This window comes from Arthrobacter sp. 2MCAF15 (genome assembly GCF_052115605.1).
Lineage (GTDB): Bacteria > Actinomycetota > Actinomycetes > Actinomycetales > Micrococcaceae > Arthrobacter.
Map to the genome: position 1 here is coordinate 1 of NZ_JBFRGZ010000015.1, position 20,977 is coordinate 20,977.

At 67.2% G+C, this 20,977-nt stretch carries 20 protein-coding genes and 1 pseudogene; 11 read left to right on the forward strand and 10 right to left on the reverse strand.

What is annotated here, in order from left to right:
* From AB4089_RS16420 to AB4089_RS16430, 3 genes and pseudogenes are all read left to right on the forward strand, one after another.
* A pseudogene (locus AB4089_RS16420) lies at positions 1-159 on the forward strand (lipoyl synthase); the annotation flags it as partial.
* Between the two features lie 90 nt (positions 160-249).
* Positions 250-1,011, forward strand: a complete 762-nt coding sequence (locus tag AB4089_RS16425; protein ID WP_441410345.1) for a DUF4191 domain-containing protein — start codon at positions 250-252, stop codon at positions 1,009-1,011.
* Between the two features lie 166 nt (positions 1,012-1,177).
* Positions 1,178-1,576 carry a DUF3817 domain-containing protein gene (locus AB4089_RS16430; RefSeq protein ID WP_441410346.1) on the forward strand — a complete coding sequence of 133 codons (399 nt, stop codon included), beginning with the start codon at positions 1,178-1,180 and terminating at the stop codon, positions 1,574-1,576.
* Between the two features lie 147 nt (positions 1,577-1,723).
* On the opposite strand, the gene AB4089_RS16435 is transcribed toward AB4089_RS16430, so the two are convergent.
* Positions 1,724-2,161, reverse strand: coding sequence for an RDD family protein (locus AB4089_RS16435; RefSeq protein WP_441410347.1), 438 nt, complete (start codon positions 2,159-2,161; stop codon positions 1,724-1,726).
* A gap of 284 nt (positions 2,162-2,445) precedes the next feature.
* Between AB4089_RS16435 and glnA (AB4089_RS16440) the strand changes: the two genes are divergently transcribed.
* A complete protein-coding gene (gene glnA, locus AB4089_RS16440; RefSeq protein ID WP_441410348.1) occupies positions 2,446-3,870 on the forward strand; it encodes a type I glutamate--ammonia ligase in 1,425 nt (474 codons plus the stop codon).
* A 147-nt stretch (positions 3,871-4,017) separates the two neighbouring features.
* Here glnA (AB4089_RS16440) and AB4089_RS16445 read toward each other — a convergent pair whose 3' ends face one another.
* The 4 genes from AB4089_RS16445 to glnA (AB4089_RS16460) form a co-directional block, all read right to left on the reverse strand.
* The gene (locus AB4089_RS16445; protein WP_441410349.1) at positions 4,018-4,533 is read right to left on the reverse strand and encodes a GNAT family N-acetyltransferase; all 516 of its coding nucleotides are present in this window, start codon (positions 4,531-4,533) and stop codon (positions 4,018-4,020) included.
* A 57-nt stretch (positions 4,534-4,590) separates the two neighbouring features.
* Positions 4,591-5,007, reverse strand: coding sequence for a VOC family protein (locus AB4089_RS16450; protein WP_441410350.1), 417 nt, complete (start codon positions 5,005-5,007; stop codon positions 4,591-4,593).
* Positions 5,008-5,082: 75 nt separating this feature from the next.
* Positions 5,083-8,094: a bifunctional [glutamine synthetase] adenylyltransferase/[glutamine synthetase]-adenylyl-L-tyrosine phosphorylase gene (locus AB4089_RS16455; protein WP_441410351.1), complete on the reverse strand. Its 3,012-nt coding sequence runs from the start codon at positions 8,092-8,094 to the stop codon at positions 5,083-5,085.
* A 9-nt stretch (positions 8,095-8,103) separates the two neighbouring features.
* Positions 8,104-9,444, reverse strand: coding sequence for a type I glutamate--ammonia ligase (gene glnA, locus AB4089_RS16460; protein WP_120954845.1), 1,341 nt, complete (start codon positions 9,442-9,444; stop codon positions 8,104-8,106).
* A gap of 267 nt (positions 9,445-9,711) precedes the next feature.
* On the opposite strand from glnA (AB4089_RS16460), the gene panB reads away from it, so the two are divergent.
* The 3 genes from panB to AB4089_RS16475 all read left to right on the forward strand — a co-directional run bounded on the left by panB (position 9,712) and on the right by AB4089_RS16475 (position 12,184).
* Complete coding sequence (gene panB, locus AB4089_RS16465; protein ID WP_441410352.1) at positions 9,712-10,686, forward strand: 3-methyl-2-oxobutanoate hydroxymethyltransferase; 975 nt, start codon at positions 9,712-9,714, stop codon at positions 10,684-10,686.
* 235 nt (positions 10,687-10,921) lie between these two features.
* Positions 10,922-11,311, forward strand: coding sequence for an SHOCT domain-containing protein (locus AB4089_RS16470; RefSeq protein ID WP_441410353.1), 390 nt, complete (start codon positions 10,922-10,924; stop codon positions 11,309-11,311).
* A 102-nt stretch (positions 11,312-11,413) separates the two neighbouring features.
* Positions 11,414-12,184: an MBL fold metallo-hydrolase gene (locus tag AB4089_RS16475; protein ID WP_441410354.1), complete on the forward strand. Its 771-nt coding sequence runs from the start codon at positions 11,414-11,416 to the stop codon at positions 12,182-12,184.
* A gap of 82 nt (positions 12,185-12,266) precedes the next feature.
* Here AB4089_RS16475 and AB4089_RS16480 read toward each other — a convergent pair whose 3' ends face one another.
* Both AB4089_RS16480 and AB4089_RS16485 read right to left on the reverse strand, forming a co-directional pair.
* On the reverse strand, positions 12,267-14,405 hold the full coding sequence (locus AB4089_RS16480; RefSeq protein ID WP_441410355.1) for an alkaline phosphatase family protein: 2,139 nt from the start codon (positions 14,403-14,405) through the stop codon (positions 12,267-12,269).
* Between the two features lie 131 nt (positions 14,406-14,536).
* Positions 14,537-14,701, reverse strand: a complete 165-nt coding sequence (locus AB4089_RS16485) for an SPOR domain-containing protein (RefSeq protein WP_018772367.1) — start codon at positions 14,699-14,701, stop codon at positions 14,537-14,539.
* A gap of 150 nt (positions 14,702-14,851) precedes the next feature.
* Here AB4089_RS16485 and map point away from each other — a divergent pair, with 150 nt between their 5' ends.
* The 3 genes from map to AB4089_RS16500 all read left to right on the forward strand — a co-directional run bounded on the left by map (position 14,852) and on the right by AB4089_RS16500 (position 17,394).
* The gene (gene map / locus AB4089_RS16490) at positions 14,852-15,730 is read left to right on the forward strand and encodes a type I methionyl aminopeptidase (protein WP_441410356.1); all 879 of its coding nucleotides are present in this window, start codon (positions 14,852-14,854) and stop codon (positions 15,728-15,730) included.
* Positions 15,731-15,827: 97 nt separating this feature from the next.
* Positions 15,828-16,631, forward strand: coding sequence for a polyphosphate--glucose phosphotransferase (ppgK, locus tag AB4089_RS16495; RefSeq protein ID WP_441410357.1), 804 nt, complete (start codon positions 15,828-15,830; stop codon positions 16,629-16,631).
* 4 nt (positions 16,632-16,635) lie between these two features.
* The gene (locus AB4089_RS16500; protein WP_441410358.1) at positions 16,636-17,394 is read left to right on the forward strand and encodes an SDR family oxidoreductase; all 759 of its coding nucleotides are present in this window, start codon (positions 16,636-16,638) and stop codon (positions 17,392-17,394) included.
* A gap of 140 nt (positions 17,395-17,534) precedes the next feature.
* Here the strand turns inward: AB4089_RS16500 and nrdR are convergent, their stop codons facing one another.
* The 3 genes from nrdR to AB4089_RS16515 all read right to left on the reverse strand — a co-directional run bounded on the left by nrdR (position 17,535) and on the right by AB4089_RS16515 (position 20,292).
* Positions 17,535-18,038: a transcriptional regulator NrdR gene (gene nrdR, locus AB4089_RS16505; protein ID WP_441410359.1), complete on the reverse strand. Its 504-nt coding sequence runs from the start codon at positions 18,036-18,038 to the stop codon at positions 17,535-17,537.
* Positions 18,039-18,231: 193 nt separating this feature from the next.
* On the reverse strand, positions 18,232-19,578 hold the full coding sequence (gene hisD / locus AB4089_RS16510) for a histidinol dehydrogenase (protein ID WP_441410423.1): 1,347 nt from the start codon (positions 19,576-19,578) through the stop codon (positions 18,232-18,234).
* A gap of 150 nt (positions 19,579-19,728) precedes the next feature.
* Entirely contained in the window at positions 19,729-20,292 is a 564-nt protein-coding gene (locus AB4089_RS16515; protein WP_441410360.1) for a hypothetical protein, read from the reverse strand.
* A 196-nt stretch (positions 20,293-20,488) separates the two neighbouring features.
* On the opposite strand from AB4089_RS16515, the gene AB4089_RS16520 reads away from it, so the two are divergent.
* Positions 20,489-20,947, forward strand: a complete 459-nt coding sequence (locus AB4089_RS16520; protein ID WP_441410424.1) for a flavin reductase family protein — start codon at positions 20,489-20,491, stop codon at positions 20,945-20,947.
* Positions 20,948-20,977 lie beyond the last annotated feature (30 nt).

Here is a 20,977-nt window from a genome sequence, read left to right on the forward strand (position 1 = left end):
ATGTCCGGGCCGCTGGTGCGCTCCTCCTACCGCGCCGGCCGGCTCTGGGCCACCGCGATGCGCAAGAAGGGCTGGGAAATCCCCGCCGAACTCGCGCACATCGAAAGCTCCGGCAGCACCCGCCAGGAAGCCAGCTCCCTGCTCGCGGCCCATTCCTGAACCGAACTGCAACCCCCTTCCAGCCAAGGGCCGGCGCCGGAGTCATCTGGTGCCGGCCCTTGGCCGTGAATCACGTAGAATTAAGGCACTATGGCGAATTCCCCTGATCCCAGCAGCTCCAGCCCGGCTTCCGATGCTCCGAAGCGCGGTCTTTTCTCCCGTAAGCCCAAGGAAGCAAAGGCCAAGAAGCCGAGCCGGCTGAAGCAGATCGGCGAAGTCTTCCAAATGACGCGCCGCCACGACCCCATGGTTCTGTGGCTCATGTTGCTGGCGTTCCTGGGCGTTGTCGCCGTCAGCCTCCTGGTCGGCTTCCTGCTGGAAAACTGGGTCACCGGCCTGATCATCGGCATCGCGCTGGGCGCCCTTGCCGCCACGCTGATCCTGTCCCGCCGCGCCGAACGCGCTGCATTCGCGCAGATCGAGAACCAGCCGGGCGCTTCGGGTGCCGCACTGGGCACGCTCAAGCGCGGCTGGATCACCGAGGACCAGCCGGTCGCCGTGAACCCCCGCACGCAGGACGCCGTCTTCCGCGCCATCGGCCGTCCCGGCGTCGTGCTCGTCAGCGAAGGCCCCAGCACCCGGGTCAAGCCGCTGGTTGACGCCGAGCGCAAGCGTCTTGCACGCATCCTCCCCAACGTCACCATCCACGTGATCGAGAGCGGCCGCGGCGAAGGCCAGGTTCCGCTCAGCCAGATCGCCCGCAAGATGAACAAGCTCAAGGGCGAACTGACCAAGACCGAGGTCAGCGCGGTGTCCAAGCGAATTTCCTCGCTCGGTGGCCGCCTGCCCATCCCGAAGGGCATCGATCCCTACAAGGCCCGCCCGGACCGCAAGGCAGCCCGCGGCCGCTAGGCCCCGCCCCCAATCGCATCCAGCCAGCGCACCCCGCCAGCTACGCAGAATCGCCCCGGTTCACGGCCGCTCCAGGCCGCAGCCGGGGCGTTTCCATTACCGGCCCAGATCGACTGCGTGAGCGCTGAAGACCGACCCGAGTGACGCCAGGAACCAGGAGAAACGCATGACATTTCCACCGACCGCAACCATCATTCGCATTTTCCGGGGGCTGGCCATTGCCGAAGCGTTCAGCTGGGCCGCGCTGCTGGTGGGCATGGTGCTCAAATGGGTCACCCGGACGACGGAACTTGGCGTGGAGATTGCCGGCCCGATCCACGGCGCGTTCTTCATCGGCTACGCAGTCGCGGCACTGAGCCTGTGGGCGAAGCTTCGCTGGCCGTTCCGGGTTGCCCTGCTCTCCGGCCTGTCCGCCGTCTTTCCCTTTGCAACCATCTGGTTTGAACGCTGGGCCGGACGCCGGGGCCACCTCAATGCCGCCAGCGCGGCCGCAGGGGCACAGGAATTTGCGGGGGCACAGGAAAAAGAAGTGACGCGCGACGACGATCTATCCGCCCGGGTCTGACGCTGATTGGTATGGTCTGACGCTGGTTGGTACTGACCTGCGCTGATTGGTACCGACCGGCCCTGTTGGTACTGGCCGGGCCTGACCCAACGGATCTGGCTGGCGCCCACCGGCAAGGACCGACGTCGCGCCTCCGGCGGGAAGGTCCTACATGCGGACGAGCACGGTATCCATGGCCTTGTCGTGGAGGCCGCGCTGGTCTGGATCGAAGATGACGGCCGGGATCACGAGGCACAGCAGCACTGTGCGCACCAGGGCGGCGAGGGGGCCCGCCGGACCGCCGCCGAGCCTGACCACGTGGATACCCACGATTCTGTGCCCGATGCTGTAGCCGAGGGTGCCGATCAGCAGGATCTGCTCGATGGCAAACACGGCAAGGGTGGCCCAGGAATCGCCGGCGAAGGCGAAATTGCTGATCAGCAGCGCGATGGCCCAGTCAATGCAGATCGCCAGGATGCGCCGGCCGGCACGGGCAATCGATCCGGGGCCGGCCTCGGGAAATCCCAGCCGCTCCCCCGGGTACCTGGATATGCCGGATGTGTCCGGCCCGGTGAGCCATGAACCGATGTCTTTGCGATCAACCACAGTTCAATCTTATCGGCTCTAGCCCGTCCACAGTGTGGGCGGTAGTGTGTCACACTGTGGACCATGTAGGTCACAGTGTGGACCGGCGACTAGCGTTTACGTGTCAGGGCATTCTGTAACCTCCCCGAAACAATACGGACACTGCGGGGAAATCCCACGTCCTTAGGGTGGTAACAGTTGCTAGCGACTGCGAAGCGGGGAAGCTTTTGTGCCTTCTCCGCTGTTGGACTGCGCTGGACCAATGTGCCTGACGGCCAGATTTTTCATATGCGTAAGGAGCATAGATGTTCAAGACTGCGGACGAAGTCCTCAAGTTCATCAAGGACGAAGACATCAAATTCGTCGATATCCGCTTCACCGATCTTCCTGGCGTTCAGCAGCACTTCAACGTGCCGGCCAAGAGTGTTGACGCCGACTTCTTCGTCAACGGCCAGCTCTTCGACGGATCTTCGATCCGCGGCTTCCAGGGCATCGCCGAGTCTGACATGCAGCTCATCCCGGACGTGACCACGGCATTCATCGACACGTTCCGCATGGAGAAGACCCTTGCGCTGAACTTCTCGATCGTGAACCCGCGCACCGGCGACCCGTACCACCGCGACCCCCGCGGCGTGGCCGAGAAGGCCGAAGCTTACCTCGCCTCCACCGGCATCGCGGACACCGCGTTCTTCGCCCCCGAGGCCGAGTTCTTCGTCTTCGACAACGTCCAGTACCAGTCCTCCCCGCAGGGCAGCTTCTACAAGATCGACTCTGAGGAAGCCCACTGGAACACCGGCCGCGAGGAAGAGGGCGGAAACCTCGGCTACAAGACCCCCATCAAGGGCGGTTACTTCCCGGTCTCCCCCACCGACAAGCAGGCCGACCTGCGCGACGCCATGTGTGTTGCCCTGGACGAGGCCGGCCTTGAGGTCGAGCGCAGCCACCACGAAGTCGGCTCCGCCGGCCAGGCTGAAATCAACTACAAGTTCACCACCCTGACCCACGCGGCTGATGACCTGCAGAAGTTCAAGTACGTCATCAAGAACACCGCCGATGCCTGGGGCAAGTCGGTCACCTTCATGCCGAAGCCGGTCTTCGGTGACAACGGCTCGGGCATGCACTGCCACCAGTCGCTGTGGACCGGTGGCGAGCCGCTGTTCTACGACGAGAAGGGCTACGCCGGCCTGTCCGACACCGCCCGCTGGTACATCGGTGGCCTGCTGAAGCACTCCTCCGCCGTCCTGGCATTCACCAACCCGACGGTGAACTCCTACCGCCGCCTGGTCAAGGGTTTCGAAGCCCCGGTCAACATGGTCTACTCGCAGGGCAACCGCTCCGCCGGTATCCGTATCCCGATCACGGGCTCCAACCCGAAGGCCAAGCGCATCGAGTTCCGCGCGCCGGACCCCTCCTCCAACCCGTACCTGGCGTTCGCTGCCCAGCTGATGGCCGGCATTGACGGCATCCGCAACCGGATCGAACCCCCGGCTCCGATCGACAAGGACCTCTACGAGCTCCCGGCCGAAGAAGCCAAGGACATCCCCAAGGCTCCGGGCACCCTCGAGGAGGCCCTGGAGGCACTGGCCGAGGACAACGAGTTCCTGCAGGCCGGCGGCGTCTTCACCCAGGACCTGATCGACACCTGGATCGAGTACAAGTACGAGAACGAGATCCGTCCGCTCTCGCTGCGCCCGAACCCGTACGAGTTCGAGCTCTACTACGGCGTCTAGTTAGATCACTGGGCTAAACCCGATTTAGTCCGCAGAGAGCCCGCACGGGCTGCCAGAGCTTCGGCAATGGCGGCCCGTGCGGGCTCTCTTTTCGTCATCAGGGCCAACCAGTACGGCTGGCCCTGATGACGCCAAACTAACCTCTGTTCAGAATGCCCGGTACATGATGCGTTGCGGGCCGGCGTCGCCGCCTTCGTAGCGGCCGCGGTCCTCGAAACCGGCCTTGCTGTAGGCGGCCAGCCCGCCGGGGTTCAGTTCGTTGACGGAGAGGACGACGCCGGACTGGCCAGTGCCCAGGCCCGCCGTCAGTTTGGCAGCCTCCCGCACTGCGGCGTCCGCGGCATTGGTGCCGAGGCCCTTGCCCTGCTGCCGCCGGTCGATCAGGAAGCCACGCAGGAGCCAGGCCGAGTCGTCGTCGGGCCAGCCGGCAAGCGTCGCCGCTCCGGCCTGGAGCGTCAGCACGCCGACGGCGGTGCCGTTCTGATCCACGGCGAATGGAAACCGGGACTCCTCTTCGAGCGCGATCAGCATCATCCGCAGCGGCTCGCCGACGAAGTTCTGCTGCCCCTCGCCGAGTTCCAGCAGGGCGATCTCCCCCAGCTTGATGTCCCGGGCGTCGTCGTCGAGGTTCTTCAGAGGCAGCAGCCAAACATGTCCAGACATGTAGCCAGCGTACCCGCGCGGACGGTGCCCGCAGCGCCTCCCGTCAACGGGACGGGGCTAGAGCGCAGCGTCCTTGGGCGGCCCGGCAGGATCCATCCAGAAGACTTCCCAGAGGTGGCCGTCGGGGTCCTGGAAGCTGTGGGTGTACATGAAGCCGTAGTCCTGGGCTTCTTCCGAGGCCGTGCCCCCGGAGGTGAGGGCGGTGCGGATGACCTGGTCCACGGCTTCCCGGCTCTCCAGCGAGAAGGACATGATGGCCTCGGCGGTGTCCGCCGTAGCGGCGACTGACTTCGAGGTGAAGGTCTTGAAGTAGGACTCGACGAGCAGCATCACGTAGGCGCCGTCGTTGACGATCATGCACGTGGCGTTTTCATCGGTGAAGTCGGGGTTGAAGGTGAATCCCAGCGCTGTGAAGAATTCAACAGTGGTATCGAGATTCCGGACGGGAAGGTTCACAAACAGTTGCCTGGCCATCCGCCCAAGGTAGCACCGCCCGGCAGCACGTGTCTGTAGGGCCGGTGCCAGTAATCGGTGGGCCGCGGGCGGGCGCTAGTGGCCGTAGAAGACGCGCTCGAAAACTGCCCGGGCGCGCCGGCTCAGCCGCAGGTAGTCCTCTTCCAGCTCCGCGGCGTTGCCCTGGCCGTAGCCGCACCAGCGGGCAATGGCCTCAAGGTCGCGGCGGGAGGAGGGCAGCAGGTCCGAGGTCCGGCCGGTCCAGATGACGTTGGCCGAACGGATCCGGCTCGCCAGCCGCCACGCCCGGAGAAGGATGACGGTGTCCCCCGCRTCCATCAGGTCCAGGGCCGCAGCCGCCTCGAGGGCCTCCACGGTGGATGTGGTCCGCAGCTCAGGGTGGTCGCCGGCGTGCTGAAGCTGGAGCAGCTGCGCCAGCCATTCGACGTCGCTCAGGCCGCCGCGGCCAAGCTTCAGGTGCCGGGCGGGATCGGCCCCGCGCGGCAGGCGCTCCGCCTCGACCCTGGCCTTGACCCTCCGGACCTCCCGCGCGTCCTGGTCGGACAACGACTCCGGGTACCGGATCGTATCGATCAGCGCCACAAAATCCTCTGCCAGCTCATCGTCGCCGGCCATGGGGCGCGCCCGCAGCAGCGCCTGGGCCTCCCAGACGAGGGACCACCGGCGGTAGTACTCGGCATAGGACTCCAGGGACCGCACCATGGGCCCGCTCTTGCCCTCGGGGCGCAGGTCCGCGTCCACTGCCAGCACCCGTTCGGCCAGGATCGCCGGTTTGAGCGGCTGGGTCAGCAGGCTTGAGAGCTTGCCCACGATCTGCAGGGCCTGTGCCTGCGCCTCCTCGTCCGGCACGCCCGGGAGTCCGCGGTGGACGTACATGACGTCGGCGTCCGAGCCATAGCCGATCTCCCGGCCGCCCTGGCGGCCCATCGCGACCACCAACACGTGCGTCTTCAGCGGTTCCTCGGCGGTGACGATCGTCTCGGCCACGCGCAGCGCGCCCAGGACTGCTGCCCGGTCGGTATCGGCGAGGGCCACACCCACCTGGTCCTGGTCGAGCAGCCCTTCACTGTCCGCAATGGCGATCCGGAGGATTTCCCGGCGCCGGATCAGCCGGATCAGCCGCATTGCGCTCTCGGGGTCCGAGTGCCGGGACATCTTCGAGGTGATCTCCAGCCACTGGGATTCGAAGCTGAGCGGCACCAGGTCCTTGTCCGTGCCGAGCCACGCCACTGACTCCGGCGAAACCTCCAGCAGGTCCGCGATCAGCCGGGAGTTGGCGAGCACGTGGCAGAGCCGCTCGGCCGCGGCCGTCGAATCCCGGAGCATGCCCAGGTACCAGTGCGTCGTGCCGAGGGCCTCGCTGACGCGCCGGAAGGCGAGAAGCCCGGCGTCGGGGTCCACGCCGTCGGCGAGCCAGTCCAGCAGGATCGGCAGGAGCTGGCGCTGGAGGGCCGCGCGCCGGCTGACGCCGGCGGTGAGGGCCTCGATGTGCCGCATGGCGCCGCGGGGATCGAGGTAGCCCAGGGCGGCAAGACGGCCTTGGGCGGCCTCTGGCGTAAGACGTGCCTCCTCGCTGCTCAAGGTGGCGACGGAATTGAGCAGTGGGCGGTAGAAAATGCGCTCGTGGAGTTCCCGGACCGAGCGCTTGGTCTTGCGCCAGGCGGCCACGAGGGCGTCCGGCTTGGGCCGCTCGGCGGAGAACGGCCCCAGAACGGCCTTGGCGAGGGAGCGCAGCGACGCTTCGTTCACCGGCATGAGGTGTGTGCGCCGCAACTGGAACAGCTGGATCCGGTGTTCGAGCAGGCGCAGGTAGCGGTAGTCGCGGTCGAATTCCGCGGCGTCCGAGCGGCCGATGTACCCGCCGGCCGACAGCGCGGCGATGGCCGAGGTGGTGTCCCGGCAGCGCAGCGATTCATCGGACTTGCCGTGCACGAGCTGCAGCAGCTGGACGGTGAACTCGACGTCGCGCAGGCCCCCGCGGCCCAGCTTGATCTGCCGCTGTTCCTCATCGGCGGGAATGTGCTCGGTGACCCGCCGGCGCATGGCGCGGACGGATTCGACAAAGCCTTCCCGGCCGGCCGAAGACCAGATCAAGGGCGACACGGCTGCTTCGTAGCGCGCCCCCAGGGCGGCGTCGCCGGCGATGGTCCGGGCCTTCAGGAGGGCCTGGAATTCCCAGCTCTCGGCCCAGCGGGCGTAGTAGCTTTCGTGCGAGGCCAGGGTCCGGACCAGCGGCCCGGACTTTCCCTCGGGCCGGAGGTTCGCGTCCACTTCCCACAGCCCCGGTTCGCGGCTCGTGGACATGATCGCCCGCGAGATCCCGGAGGCCAGGACCGTGCCGATCGTAATGGCCTGGGCGTCCTCCAGCGTCCCGGCATCGATCACATAGATGACGTCAACGTCGGAAATGTAGTTCAGTTCGCGGGCTCCGCATTTGCCCATGCCGATCACGGCGAGGCCGACGTCGGACACTTCCGCGGCGTCGAACTTCTCCGCGGCCTCTGCCCGGGACACGGCGAGGGCCGCCTCAAGCGCGGCGCCGGCGAGGTCGGCCAGTTCGGCGCCGGCTGCCGGCATGAAATCCAGCGGATCGGCGGCGCACAGGTCCTTGATGGCGAGTTCCACCAGTCCGCGACGGTAGGCGGTCCGCAGGGCCGCATAGGCCTCCTGACCGCTTAGGCCCGCCACCGGCCGGGCGGACTTGGGATCGGCTCGCACCGACTGAAGCAGCCGGGACCGCAGATCCCCGGCATTTGCTGCCCTTGGTTCCGGACTGGCCCTGACATCGAACGCGTCGAGGTGCTCCGGGTGGCGGATCAGGAACTCCCCCAGCGCCTCGGAGGCACCCAGGACCCGGTACAGCGCTTCGCTGCTTTCCAAATCGGCGACGGCAAGCTTGCGCAGCTCCGGGTGCTTCTCGATCAGCCGGACCAGGGACTGCAGCGCCGTGTCCGGGTTGGCCGCCAGCTGCAGCCCGGCAAAGAGGGCATCCTGGTCGAGACCCTCCAGTTCCCGGGCAGCCAGGAACCGCTCGCCCTTGTCGAGATCACTGAAGCCGGCCGCGATGAGGCGCCGTGCCAGGCTCACTGGGGCAGCCTACAGAATGCCGAGGTTGCGCTGCAGCTCGTAGGGCGTCACCTGGAGGCGGTAGTCCTGCCATTCGGCACGCTTGTTGCGCAGGAAGTGCTCGAACACCTGCTCGCCGAGGATCTGCGGCATGAGTTCGGAATCCTCCATGGTCCGGATGGCGTCGTGCAGGCTCGCCGGCAGCGGGTCGTGGCCCATGGCGCGTCGTTCCGCGGAGCTCAGCGACCAGATGTCGTCCTCGGCCGCCGCGGGGAGCTGGTAGCCCTCTTCGATGCCCTTGAGGCCGGCACCGAGGAGCACGGCGTAGGCCAGGTAGGGGTTGGCGGCCGAGTCGATGCCACGGTATTCGATCCGTGCGGACTGGCCCTTGCCGGGCTTGTACAGCGGGACGCGGACCAGCGCGGAGCGGTTGTTGTGGCCCCAGCTCAGGTAGCTCGGCGCCTCTCCCCCGCCCCAGAGCCGCTTGTAGGAGTTCACGAACTGGTTGGTGACGGCTGTGAATTCGGGTGCGTGCTTGAGGATGCCGGCGATGAACTGACGCGCCGTCTCGGACAGCTGGAACTCTGCACCGGCCTCGTAGAAGGCGTTGGTGTCACCTTCGAAGAGCGAGAAGTGCGTGTGCATGCCCGAACCGGGGTGGGCCGTGAAGGGCTTGGGCATGAAGGTGGCGTAGGTGCCCTGCTGCAGCGCGACTTCCTTGATGACCGTCCGGAAGGTCATGATGTTGTCCGCGGTCTGCAGGGCGTCCGCGTAGCGCAGGTCGATCTCGTTCTGGCCCGGGCCGGCCTCGTGGTGGCTGAATTCCACCGAGATGCCCACGGATTCGAGCATGGTCACGGCGGTGCGGCGGAAGTCCTGGGCCACGCCGCCAGGAACGTGGTCAAAGTAGCCGCCCTCGTCCACGGGGACGGGCGACCCGTCCGGGCCCGGCTGCTGGGACTTGAGCAGGTAGAACTCGATCTCGGGGTGGGTGTAGCAGGTGAAGCCCATGTCCGCGGCTTTGGCCAGGGTCCGCTTGAGGACGTTGCGCGGGTCGGCTGCGGACGGTTCGCCGTCGGGCGTCAGGATGTCGCAGAACATCCGCGAGGTCGCCTCTGTCTCGCCGCGCCATGGCAGGATCTGGAACGTGGCCGGATCCGGCTGGGCCAGCATGTCGGATTCAAAGACGCGGGCCAGGCCTTCGATCGATGACCCGTCGAATCCGAGCCCTTCCTCGAACGCGCCTTCCACTTCGGCCGGGGCCAGGGCCACGGACTTGAGCGATCCCACGACGTCGGTGAACCAAAGGCGCACAAACCGCACATCGCGCTCTTCGATCGTCCGCAGGACAAACTCTTGCTGGCGGTCCATTCTGGCCTCTTTCCGGTTCTTCCATCCGCCCCAGGCCCGGCGTTTCATGGGCCCCGCGGTTGCTCACGATTCACTTTACTAATCATTGCCACCGATTGCTGAAGCCGGACCCCCGCGTAACACACCGTTAACTAACACAAAGGCGGATGTTTTCGCGGCGCGGGGCGGCGTTGGCCATCGGCGCGGGGCGCCCGAGTGACGTGATTCACTGGCCAGGGCCAGTTCCCCGGGTGGCTGCAACGCCGGGTATCGCACTACGCTCGTGGCATGGCCACAAGCAACAGCTCTGATTCCAGCACGCCCGCAGAACTTGCGGCCCCCTACGGCACCGGCCCGGCGGCCTCGGCGGCTAGAGCCGGCGGAACCGGCGGTGGCGCCGCTGGTATTGCCCCTGGTGGTGCCGGTGGTAGTGCCGCTGGCGGGACAGCCGATGCGTCCCGGAAGCCGGCGGCCAGGATCCGCACGCACCATCTTCACCAGGCCAAGGTCAACGGCGAGCGCTTCGCCATGCTGACCGCCTATGACCAGTACACCGCCGAGATTTTTGACCAGGCCGGCATCGAGGTGCTGCTGGTGGGTGATTCGGCGTCCAACAACGTCTTCGGCAACGAGACCAGCCTTCCCGTGACGGTTGACGAGCTCCTCCCGCTGTGCCGGGCCGTCGCCCGTTCCGCGCGGCGGGCCCTCGTGGTGGCGGACCTGCCCTTCGGCAGCTACGAGGTCTCCGCCCAGCAGGCGGTGGCCACCGGCGTCCGGTTCCTCAAGGAGGGCCTGGCACACGCGGTCAAGATCGAAGGCGGGAAGTTCTACGCCGAGACGGTCCGCGCCATGGTCCAGGCCGGCATTCCCGTCATGGCGCATATCGGCTTCACCCCGCAGAGCGAGCACGCCCTCGGCGGCTACCGGGTCCAGGGCCGCGGCGATGACGCCGAGCGGCTGATCGAGGACGCCGTTGCGCTGGCCGAAGCCGGCGCGTTCTGCGTGCTGATGGAAATGGTCCCGGCCACGACGGCGGCCGCAGTAGATGCCGCCGTCGCGGTCCCCACCGTCGGCATCGGCGCCGGCAACGCCACCACCGGACAGGTCCTGGTGTGGCAGGACATGGCGGGCCTGCGCGGCGGAAAGATGGCGAAATTCGTCAAGCAGTACGCTGACCTGCGGACCTCACTCAGTGACGCCGCCACGGCCTACGGCGAGGACGTCCGTTCCGGCCAGTTCCCCGGCCCGGAGCACTCCTTCTAAGCCTTCTCGGAGCCCTCTTTCCAAGCCATCCGAGTGCCCAGAAGGCATTCGCTCCTGATGTCCACAGCGTGACCTGCGGCGATACCTCATCCTTCTCGGAGGATGCGTTGCGCCGGGAGTCCGGGCACGCTGACATCAAAGGCCCGCAACAGGACCTGGGCAGTTGTTCCGCCGACCCAAATTCGTGAACGATGCGATGGGCCAGACACCGGCGGACACTTAGAGAGGAGTAGCGATGGACACGGGTAACTTCTGGAACGTCATCCTGTGGAGTTTCTGGTTCTTCATCTGGATCGCCGCGCTGATGGTGTGGTTCCGCTGCTTGATTGACATGTTCGGCGACCACACGCTTAGCGGCTGGGCCAAGGCCGGCTGGGTAATACTGCTCGTCTTCGTGCCGTGGCTCGGCGCCCTTATCTACCTGATTGCCCGGGGCCGCAGCATGACGGAACGCTCGATGAAGGCCGTTGCCGAGCAGCAGGCCGCCCAGCAGCAGTACATCCAGCAGGTCGCAGGCAAGTCGGCCAGTCCGGCCGCCCAGATCGCCGATGCCAAGGCTCTGCTCGATTCCGGAGCCATCAACCAGACCGAGTTTGATTCCCTCAAGACAAAGGCCCTAGCCTGACACAGACGCCTGACGTAAAACACCAGACGCCGACATCTGACACAGTCAACGGGCCTACGCCCCGCCCTCGCGGCCACCGGCCTGGGCGGGGCAAGGGAAGCCATGAGACTCACTTGGCTGGGTCACTCCACAGTGGTCCTGGACATCGACGGGGCACGGATCCTGACCGATCCGTTGCTTCGTCCTCATGCGGGACTGCTGCGACGCCTGGCCCCGCGGCCGGACCCGACGGCGTGGAGCCGGCCGGACGTTGTACTCCTCTCCCACTTGCACCACGACCACGCGGAGTTGCGCTCCCTGCGCATGCTGCACGGATCGACGCTGATGAGCGCTCCGGCGAACGTCGACTGGTTGGGGCGCCGGCTGCTGCTGCGCGCAGTTGCCTTGGGCGACGACTGGACTCCCGTAGACACCGGAACCCAGACCGCGGTCCAGATCCGCCAGGTGCGTGCCGAGCACCGTAGCCGCCCCATGCCACACCGCCCCAACGACGCCAACGGACAGCTGGTACGTGGCCCGTCGGGCACCGTGTGGATCGCAGGCGACACGGGACTGTATCCGGAGATGGCCTCGCTCCCCGCCATGGCGGGCGGGCCCATCGATGTGGCCCTGGTGCCCGTCTGGGGGTGGGGACCCAGGCTTTCGGCGGGACACCTGACGCCGGAGAGCGCGGCCCGGGCTGTGGCGATGAGCGGCGCCCGATTCGCCGTGCCGGTGCATTGGGGAACGCTGCACCCGCCTTTGGTCACACTCTTCGCCCGGACCTGGCTCGAACAGCCCGGGCGCCGCTTTGCCGAGGCCGTGGCGGAGGAGGCTCCGGGCTGCACCGCGGTGGTCCTCGCACCCGGCAAATCCTGGGTGCTGCCGCCCTGAGCCGACCGCCGGCAGCTACCGGAACAGCACTGGATCCACCGGAACAGGACCGGACCGCCGGCGGGGACGAACCGGCGTTCGATCATCCGCGGAACGCTGTCGCGGTGCGCTGGCCACTGGCCACGAGCATCCCCACGAGCACGCGGTGGAGCTCATCGGCACCTTCTATCCGCTCGGGCAGACCGGCCATGAGATCGGCCGGGCCAAGCAGCACGGCGCGGTCCTGCCACCCGCCCAGGCCGCCGTGGGATCCGACGAGGCCTTCGAACGCGGCGACGTCGTCGGTCACCGGGTCAACGGTGCTGTTGACGTAGAGATCCGGCGCCTCGGGGAGCATCAGCGCGCGGCGGAGCACCCGTGCCGCGTGGGTCCCGAAGGTGGCCAGCGGGTCGGTGCCCTCCACGGCACCGCTTGCGATGTTGATGCGCCCCGCACTCCCGATTGCCCACTGTTGGCCGTCTTCATCGATGCCGGCGACGAACCCTACGCCGGGATGGCCTGCCAGTCCGGGAATCAGCGCCGGCCACTCCCGTTCGAGGTCTTGGAGGGTCCAGCGCCGGTCACCGCGCACGTAGACCAGGCCCAGGTTGCCCGAGCCCAGCACCACCACCGGGTCCTCCTCGGTGCCGCCCGGCGGCGGAGTCTGCTGGCCCGGACTGGGCTGGGCCGGAGTCTGTTGGGCCGGCGTCTGCTGGGCCGGCTTGGGCTGGGCCGGCGTCTGCCGGGAAGGCGTCTGCCGGGAAGGCGTCTGCTGTGCCCTGGTCAGCACCTCGTCGGCACGGGCGGCGAGTTTCCCGGTCATCCCGCCAGCCGCGATGTCCCCGGCGAGGGAGTCCGCGCGCCCGAGCCCTTCGACGGACGCGTCCACGTTTTGAACGCGTTCGTGAATGAGTTCCTCACACAGATCGCCAAGCGACTGGCCGTATCGGTCAGCGAACGGGGTGCCCTGGGACTGGCCATGGTCCGAGAGCACCACCAGCCGATAGCGGCGGGGAGCGGCCGCGGCCAGCTGGGCCAGGGATCCCAGCGTGCGGTCAAGGCCATCGAGTGCGGCGAGCGACTCGGGCCGGAACACACCCGCGTGGTGGGCGATCTCGTCGTAGTCGACGTAGTCCACATAGATACACTTCGTGCCACGGCGCAGTTCCTCGGCCACCAGGGCTGTGTTCAAGTCCCGCAGGAGGGCGTTCGTGACCGCCCGCACGAGGGCAAAGGTCCAGTCCCGGTGCACACGCGGGTCGAGGTTGCGTTTGACTTGCCGTCGGGCCTGCCAACGCTCCTTGAGGATCTCCCCGACGGTCCGTGTGAAGCTGCGCATGAATCCGTTCGGCGAGGCGAAGAACCAGGCGAAGGCGCGGCGGGTTTGGGTGGAGCCTCGGCCGACTTCCACCCGGCTCATGGTCAGCAGCGATCGGGGCGCGTCTCCGGTAAACAGGTTCGAAATGGAAACACCGTCATCGCAGAGCAGGCCTAGGCCGGTGCTGTGCCTTTCCTCTATCACCCGGGCGTCTGCCGGACGGTTTGCCACCAGGACCCGGCCGAGCTCACGGTCGTACCACCGGAACGCAGGGATCCCATCGACGGTGCCGTGCAGAATGCCAAACTGGCTGGCCGGCGTCGTGCAGGGCAGCTGGGGCGTCCATTCGCGGATGTTGTAATCGCCCGATGTCAGCCAGCGCCGGATGTGCGGTACGGCCCCGGACTGGACCGCCCACTGCAGCACCGGGAAGGGGACGCCGTCGAGCTGGACGAACAGGACGCCGTCAACCGCCGGATCACTCACCGTTTCCGGTCGCCGCGCCCGTCCGGCCAACGAGGTAATCAGGCCGTCATCAGTGCCGGCGGTGGTGGCCCACGAAATGAGCGTGCCCACAATGGCGCTGACCCAGGTTGCCGCAATGGCGGTCCATACTGTCGACTCGATGCCGGGCACCAGGCGGATCGCGACGTACATGATCAGGGCCTGGCCGATCAGGGCGGTAAGAATGACTCCGGTCCAGCCCACCCTGGCCGAGATCTCCACCAGTGCGGGGCGCAGGACCAGCCCGGCGACTCCGGCCGCCGCTGCCACCGCGGCGTAGGCCCACCAGCTGGTTGCCGAGAACCCCGGGAGCAGCGCGCCGGTAATAATGAGGGCAACAGTAGAGGCAGCCCAGGCAACGGCCAGCCTCGCCAGGTCGGTGACTCGGACGCCGCGGGTGCGGTTAACGCTCGTCGGCATTTTCCCAGTATGGCCGGAGGTCGCCGGCCGGCACTCACCCTCACCGGGTGAGAATCACGGACCGCGAAGTAGTATCAGCGCCCGGCGGGACAAGCAGAACGGGACAAGCGGAACGGGTTAAGCGGAACGGGTTAGTCGTCCTCATCCTTGTCCCACGCCTCATTGCGCGCCTTAACCTTTTCCAGGGCGTGCTCGGCTTCTTCACGGGTCTTGTACGGTCCGATCAGCTGACTCCAGTCGGACATCGCGTCTTCCTCGATCTCGTGAGTGTTGACGTTGTACCAGTATTCGGGCATCGGTGCTCCTTCGCTGATTTCCGCTGATTCAGGCTGTTTTTGCAGCTGTTCTTACGGCTGTTTTGCTGGCCGTCTTTCCGGCTCTGTTTTCCGGCTCTGTTTTCCGGGCTGTATTTACGGGCTTCGCCCGCCTGCTTATATGATCAATCTATGCCTTCTCTAGCCTCAACTGCACCCATCGGCACGCTTGTCCCGGGCACAGTGAGCCCGCAGCTTGCTGTGCCGCCGTCCATCGCGCGACCGGAATATGTGGGCAAGCCCGGTCCGGCGAAGTTCACGGGATCAGAGGTCAAGTCGGCAGAGACCATCGAGAAGATCCGGATCGCCGCCAGGATCGCGGCCCAGGCCATCGTGGAAGTCGGCAAGCACATCGAGCCCGGTGTCACCACGGACCACCTGGACCGGGTAGGCCACGAATTCCTGCTGGACCACAACGCGTACCCGTCCACCCTGGGCTACCGGGGCTTTCCGAAGTCGCTGTGCTCCTCACTCAATGAGGTCATCTGCCACGGGATCCCGGACAGCACCGTGGTCCAGGACGGCGACATCCTCAACATCGACATCACGGCCTTCGTCGGCGGCGTGCATGGCGACACCAACTACACGTTCCTGGTCGGCAACGTCGATGAGGAATCCCGCCTCCTCGTCGAACGCACCAAGGAATCACTGAACCGCGCCATCCGGGCCGTAGCGCCGGGACGCGAGATCAACGTGATCGGCCGGGCCATCGAGTCCTACGCAAAGCGTTTCGGCTACGGCGTGGTCCGCGACTTTACCGGACACGGCGTCGGCGAGGCCTTCCACACCGGGCTGATCATCCCGCACTATGACGCCGCGCCGGCATACAACACCGTCATGGAAACCGGTATGGTGTTCACGATCGAGCCGATGCTGACCCTGGGCACCGTTGACTGGGACATGTGGGCCGATGACTGGACGGTCGTGACCCGCGACCACAAGCGCACAGCCCAGTTCGAGCACACCCTGCTCGTCACGGAGTCCGGCGCCGAGGTCCTCACGCTGCCCTGACCCCCGCAACACCCGGTATTTCACTGCATCACCCTGCTCTTCACCCGCCGGCCTTGTCCGGCTCCTACCGCCCGCCCCTGCCACGAACGGAATGACATTGGCCAAGAAGGACGAGAAGTCGAAGAAGAACGCCCATCTGATCGGCATTGACATCGGCGGCACCGGTATCAAGGGCGGAATCGTGGACCTGAAGAAGGGCAAGCTGATCGGCGACCGCGTGCGCATCCCCACGCCCCAGCCCTCCACACCCGAATCCGTGGCCGAAGTCGTGGCGCAGGTCGCTGCCGAGCTCTCCGCCCGTCCCGACGCCCCCGACGCCGACTCCCCCGTGGGCGTCACCTTCCCGGGCATCATCCAGCACGGCGTGGTCCACTCGGCCGCCAATGTGGACAAGTCGTGGCTGGAGGCCGACATCGACGGCATGCTCACGGCACGCCTCGGCCGTCCCGTGGAGGTCATCAACGACGCCGACGCCGCTGGCCTCGCCGAAGCCCGCTTCGGCGCCGGCGAAGGAGTCGATGGCACCGTCCTGGTGATCACCTTGGGCACCGGCATCGGTTCGGCCTTCATCTTCGACGGCAAGCTGGTTCCCAACGCCGAACTCGGCCACCTGGAGATCGACGGTTTCGACGCCGAGACCAAGGCCTCGGCCGTGGCCCGTGAGCGCGACGGCCTCAGCTGGGAACAGTACAGCGTGCTGCTGCAGCGCTACTTCTCCCACGTCGAATTCCTGTTCTCCCCCGAGCTCTTCATCGTGGGCGGCGGCATCTCCAAGCGTGCCGACGAGTACCTGCCGCACATGAAGCTGCGCACTCCGATCGTCCCGGCCGAACTGAAGAACGACGCGGGGATCGTGGGCGCGGCCGTCGAGATCGCGCTGAAGCACAAGCTGGCCAAGTAGCTCCATGACCGGCCCGGGCTCTGGCGTCGTTATCGTCACCGGCGCCAGCCGCGGCATCGGGGCGGCGATCGCCCTGCGTGCCGCGGCGGCCGGCTACGCCGTCGTGGTCAATTACTCCAACGACGGCGCCGGTGCCGCTGAGGTGGTACAGGCCATCACCGGGAGCGGGGGAACTGCGCAGGCAGTGCGCGCCGATGTCAGCGATCCGGCCGCGGTGTCCGGACTGTTCGACGCCGCCATGGGCCTGGGCCCGCTGGCCGCCGTCGTGAACAACGCAGGCATCACCGGGAACCTGATCGGCCCCTTGGCGGACGTGCCGGAGGACACCGTCCGCCGTGTCCTCGACGTCAACGTCGCGGGCCTGATCTTTGTCTGCCAGGAGGCGGTACGCAGGTTGGGCCGCGACTACGGCGGCAACGGCGGCTCCATCATCAACATTTCCTCCACGGCGACAAAAGCCGGTTCGCCCGGAACGTGGGCGCACTACGCGGCGTCCAAGGGCGCCGTCGACGTCCTCACCGTGGGGCTGGCGGCTGAAGTCGCGGCGCAGGGTATCCGGGTGAACGCCGTGGCGCCGGGGAGCACAAACACCGGACTGCACGCCGCCGCCGGCATGCCGGACCGGGTGGAGCGGCTCAATCCTACGATCCCGATGGGCCGTGGCGCGGAGCCCGACGAGATTGCCGCAGCAGTCCTGTGGCTTCTGTCCGGGGAGGCCTCCTACATCACCGGAGCGGTGCTCCCGGTCGCCGGCGGCCGCTAGATCCAACGACCCGCCGCGAGCCAGGTGGGGTGGAGCCGGTGGTGGCCGCGGCTTCCCCTCCGCTGCCACCACCGGAGTCTGTGGTGGTGCCCTTTGACCCAGTTAAACCTAAACAGTCCCCGGGACTTAGGACACAAATCTTACGACGGCGCCTGAAGCGGACTCTTGTCCGGGTTCTTGCCGTCCCGGCCCCTGGTCTCCGCCTCATGGCGAAGCAGGGATATCGCCGCTTCGAAGTCTTCCAGCGATTCGAAGGCCTGGTAGACGCTGGCGAAGCGCAGGTAGGCGACCTCGTCGAGGCGCTGCAGCGGCTCCAGGATCGCCAGGCCTACTTCGTGGGCTTCGATTTCGGCGGCACCGGAGCCCCGGATCGCCTCCTCGACTTCCTGAGCCAACAGGGCGAGGTCGTCCTCCGTAACAGGACGGCCCTGGCAGGCCTTGCGGACGCCGTTGATGACCTTGCTGCGGCTGAACGGCTCGCCGACGCCCGAACGCTTGATGACGGTCAGGCTGGTGGTTTCCACCGTGGTGAAGCGGCGGCCGCATTCGGGGCACTGGCGACGGCGTCGAATGGCCGAGCCGTCGTCGGCGATCCGGCTGTCCACGACGCGCGAATCAGGGTTCCGGCAGAACGGGCAATACATCTCGTTTCCTCCCCTGTCGCAATCCTCGAGCAGCCGCAATCCGTGAGAAGCGGCAATCCTTGAATGGCACCAATCCTTGAAAGGCGCAGATCCTAAAAGCGCGGATTTCGGTGCCGCCCTGTGAACCCAGTTTACGACTAGATGTAGCTGAATAACAAGCCTGTAATTACTACATGTAGTGGTTGGGGGCCGGCTACCGGGCGGCGAACCGCACCGTGACGGCCTCGCCGTGCGCGGGTAGATCCTCCGCACCGGAGAGGCTGACGATGTGGCCGCTGACCTGCTCCAGCGCGGAGCGGCTGTAGTTGATGACCTGGATGGCCCGCAGGAACGTGGTCACGTTCAGTCCGGAGGAGAAAGCGGCCGTGCCGCTGGTCGGCAGCACGTGGTTGGACCCGGCGCAGTAGTCGCCCAGGCTCACGGGGCTGTAGTCCCCCACGAAGATCGCACCGGCGCTGCGGATCCGGGCTGCCACTCCGGCGGCATCGGCGGTCATGATTTCAAGGTGTTCCGCGGCGTAGGCGTCGCAGGCGGCGATGCCCTGCTCCAGGTCCTCGACCAGCACCACGCCGGACTGTGGGCCGGACAGGGCCTCCCGGACGCGGCTGGAGTGCTTCGTGGCGGCGGCCTGCCGCTCCAGCTCTACCCGGACCTCGGCGGCCAGGGCCTCGGAGTCGGTGAACAGAACCGAAGCCGCCTTGGGGTCGTGCTCGGCCTGGCTGATGAGGTCCGCTGCCACGAGGGCGGGGCTGGCGGTGGAGTCGGCGAGGATGGCGATCTCGGTGGTGCCGGCCTCGGAGTCGATCCCGACGACGCCCTTGACCAGCCGCTTGGCGGTGGCCACGAAGATGTTGCCCGGACCCGTGACGACATCCACGGGGTCGATCCCGGGGAGGTTGCCGGAGGCATCGGCCGGGATGCCGTATGCGAAGGCGGCGATGGCCTGCGCCCCGCCGATCGCGTAGACCTCCTCGATGCCCAGGAGGCAGGCCGCCGCCAGGATGGTGGGGTGTGGGAGGCCGCCGAAGTTCTTCTGCGGCGGTGATGCCAGTGCAATCGATTCGACGCCGGCGGCCAGGGCGGGGACCACGTTCATGATGACCGAGGACGGGTAGACGGCCAGGCCGCCGGGGACGTAGAGTCCGACGCGCGCCACCGGCACCCAGTTCTGGCTGACGACGGCGCCCTCGCCGAGTTCGACGTCGATGTTCGCCGGGCGCTGCGCGTCCGCGAAGCTGCGGGCCCGGCGGATGGATTCCTCGAGGGCGGCGCGCACGGCGGGATCCAGGCCCTCAAGGGCCGCCCGCAGCGCCTCGGCCGGGACGCGGGGGTGCGTCTGTTCGACGCCGTCGAAGGCCAGTGCCAGCTCCCGGAGGGCGCCGATGCCCCGCGCGCGGACGGCGGAGATGATGTCCAGGACCTTGCCCTCGGCGTCGGCCATGGTGCCCGACTGTGCCCGGGGCACGGCAGCGCGGAGTCCGGCGAGGGACAGGTGCGCACCGCGCACGTCCACCGTGCGGAAGTTGAGGGCGGCGGTCATCTGGGCGGGGCTGTCAGGAGTTAGGCTCACCCGATCATTTTACGTGCCCCGCCGCTCCGGCCCGAAGCTGTGACGCGGCCCGAGGCTGTCCCGCGGCCCCGCCGCGGGAAGCCGACGCTGTGCCGGGGGGAGCGGCGGGTCAGCGGCGGGTCAGCGGCGGGGTTTGCCGCCGGAGCCCGGGAAGAGGCTGTTCAGGAAAATGGCCAGCGCGATCGCCGCCGGCCAGATGGCGAGGACGGCATAGGAGCGCAGGGAGAAGGCAACGCTTGCGCTGGCCGAGGTGTCCGCCGGCGCTCCCCACAAGTGGGCGCTGAGCACACCGGTTCCCCAGGCGATGAGCGCGCCGGCAACGCCGGCGAGGACCACCAGGATGACGGTGCCGGGGCCGGGCTGATAGTGCTTGGAACCGGCGACGAATGAGCCGGCGACGCATCCGGCGAGCAGGCACAGGCCCGCCAGCACCAGGTCCCTGGGCAGCCAGGTTGCGGTGTTGGTGCCGGCGGCGAGGTCCGGGTTTCCGGTCAGGAGGTTCAACCCCGACGGCGCCAAGAGCCACCAGAGCAGGCCCACGGTCACGCCGGCGGCCGCGATGATCGCGGCCTTCCGCAAGGGCCGCCCGCCGGGTCCGGGCTGCTGCCCCGAATACGCGGGCAGCACCGGCTGCGCGGGCTCCCCGTCGTGGTGGACGGGGCCGTCTACTGCGGGCTGTGTCATGCAACAAACGGTAACAAGAAATTCCGCCGGCGCATGACGCCTCCCGGCAGCACATGACGGCAGAAGTAAAGAAAATGCCCTACTGGATCACCGGCGCAATACGCTGGAAGAGTAGGAACCATGACACGCACGTGCAGCAGGGAGTTGGATCGCAGTGGCCACAGATGAAGGAATTTTCGAAGGAACGTTCAAGGAAATGTTCCGCCGGCACGCGGCGGGCGTGGCCATCATCACCGCCAACTTCAACGACGTCCCGTTCGGATTCACGGCAACCTCTGTCGCCTCGCTGTCCGCCAAGCCGCCGCGCTTCACGTTCAACATGGCCAGGACCTCCAGCTCCTGGCCGGCCGTGGCGAACACCACCTACATTGGCGTCCACATGCTCGGGCTGGACAACCAGGAACTCGCCGACCGCTTCGCCCGGGCCGGCAACCGGTTCGACGGCGACCACTGGGAACACGGACCCCACGACGTGCCTGTGCTCAAGGGAGTTGCCGGCTGGCTGATCGGCAAAGTCCAGATGCGGCTCTCGTTCGAGAACAACGCCGTCGTGGTGGTTGAGGTAGTGGAGGGCCAGGTGGGCGAGGACGGCGCTCCCCTGCTCTACCACTCCGGGGCGTACGGCCAGCCCGTTCCGCTCGACTACGAAATCTGAGCGCCGGGCTCCAGGGGCCGCCGCCGCGCT

Excerpts from the sequence above, each read along its gene's own strand:
- AB4089_RS16485 (WP_018772367.1), bottom strand. The coding sequence starts at position 14,701 with ATGCCCGAATACTGGTACAACGTCAACACTCACGAGATCGAGGAAGAC.
- AB4089_RS16515 (WP_441410360.1), bottom strand. The coding sequence starts at position 20,292 with ATGACACAGCCCGCAGTAGACGGCCCCGTCCACCACGACGGGGAGCCC.
- nrdR (WP_441410359.1), bottom strand. The coding sequence starts at position 18,038 with ATGTATTGCCCGTTCTGCCGGAACCCTGATTCGCGCGTCGTGGACAGC.
- AB4089_RS16430 (WP_441410346.1), top strand. The coding sequence starts at position 1,178 with ATGACATTTCCACCGACCGCAACCATCATTCGCATTTTCCGGGGGCTG.
- AB4089_RS16450 (WP_441410350.1), bottom strand. The coding sequence starts at position 5,007 with ATGGCCAGGCAACTGTTTGTGAACCTTCCCGTCCGGAATCTCGATACC.
- AB4089_RS16445 (WP_441410349.1), bottom strand. The coding sequence starts at position 4,533 with ATGTCTGGACATGTTTGGCTGCTGCCTCTGAAGAACCTCGACGACGAC.
- glnA (WP_120954845.1), bottom strand. The coding sequence starts at position 9,444 with ATGGACCGCCAGCAAGAGTTTGTCCTGCGGACGATCGAAGAGCGCGAT.
- map (WP_441410356.1), top strand. The coding sequence starts at position 14,852 with ATGCCTTCTCTAGCCTCAACTGCACCCATCGGCACGCTTGTCCCGGGC.
- AB4089_RS16500 (WP_441410358.1), top strand. The coding sequence starts at position 16,636 with ATGACCGGCCCGGGCTCTGGCGTCGTTATCGTCACCGGCGCCAGCCGC.
- AB4089_RS16470 (WP_441410353.1), top strand. The coding sequence starts at position 10,922 with ATGGACACGGGTAACTTCTGGAACGTCATCCTGTGGAGTTTCTGGTTC.
- panB (WP_441410352.1), top strand. The coding sequence starts at position 9,712 with ATGGCCACAAGCAACAGCTCTGATTCCAGCACGCCCGCAGAACTTGCG.
- hisD (WP_441410423.1), bottom strand. The coding sequence starts at position 19,578 with ATGACCGCCGCCCTCAACTTCCGCACGGTGGACGTGCGCGGTGCGCAC.
- AB4089_RS16520 (WP_441410424.1), top strand. The coding sequence starts at position 20,489 with ATGTTCCGCCGGCACGCGGCGGGCGTGGCCATCATCACCGCCAACTTC.
- glnA (WP_441410348.1), top strand. The coding sequence starts at position 2,446 with ATGTTCAAGACTGCGGACGAAGTCCTCAAGTTCATCAAGGACGAAGAC.
- AB4089_RS16475 (WP_441410354.1), top strand. The coding sequence starts at position 11,414 with ATGAGACTCACTTGGCTGGGTCACTCCACAGTGGTCCTGGACATCGAC.
- AB4089_RS16425 (WP_441410345.1), top strand. The coding sequence starts at position 250 with ATGGCGAATTCCCCTGATCCCAGCAGCTCCAGCCCGGCTTCCGATGCT.
- AB4089_RS16480 (WP_441410355.1), bottom strand. The coding sequence starts at position 14,405 with ATGCCGACGAGCGTTAACCGCACCCGCGGCGTCCGAGTCACCGACCTG.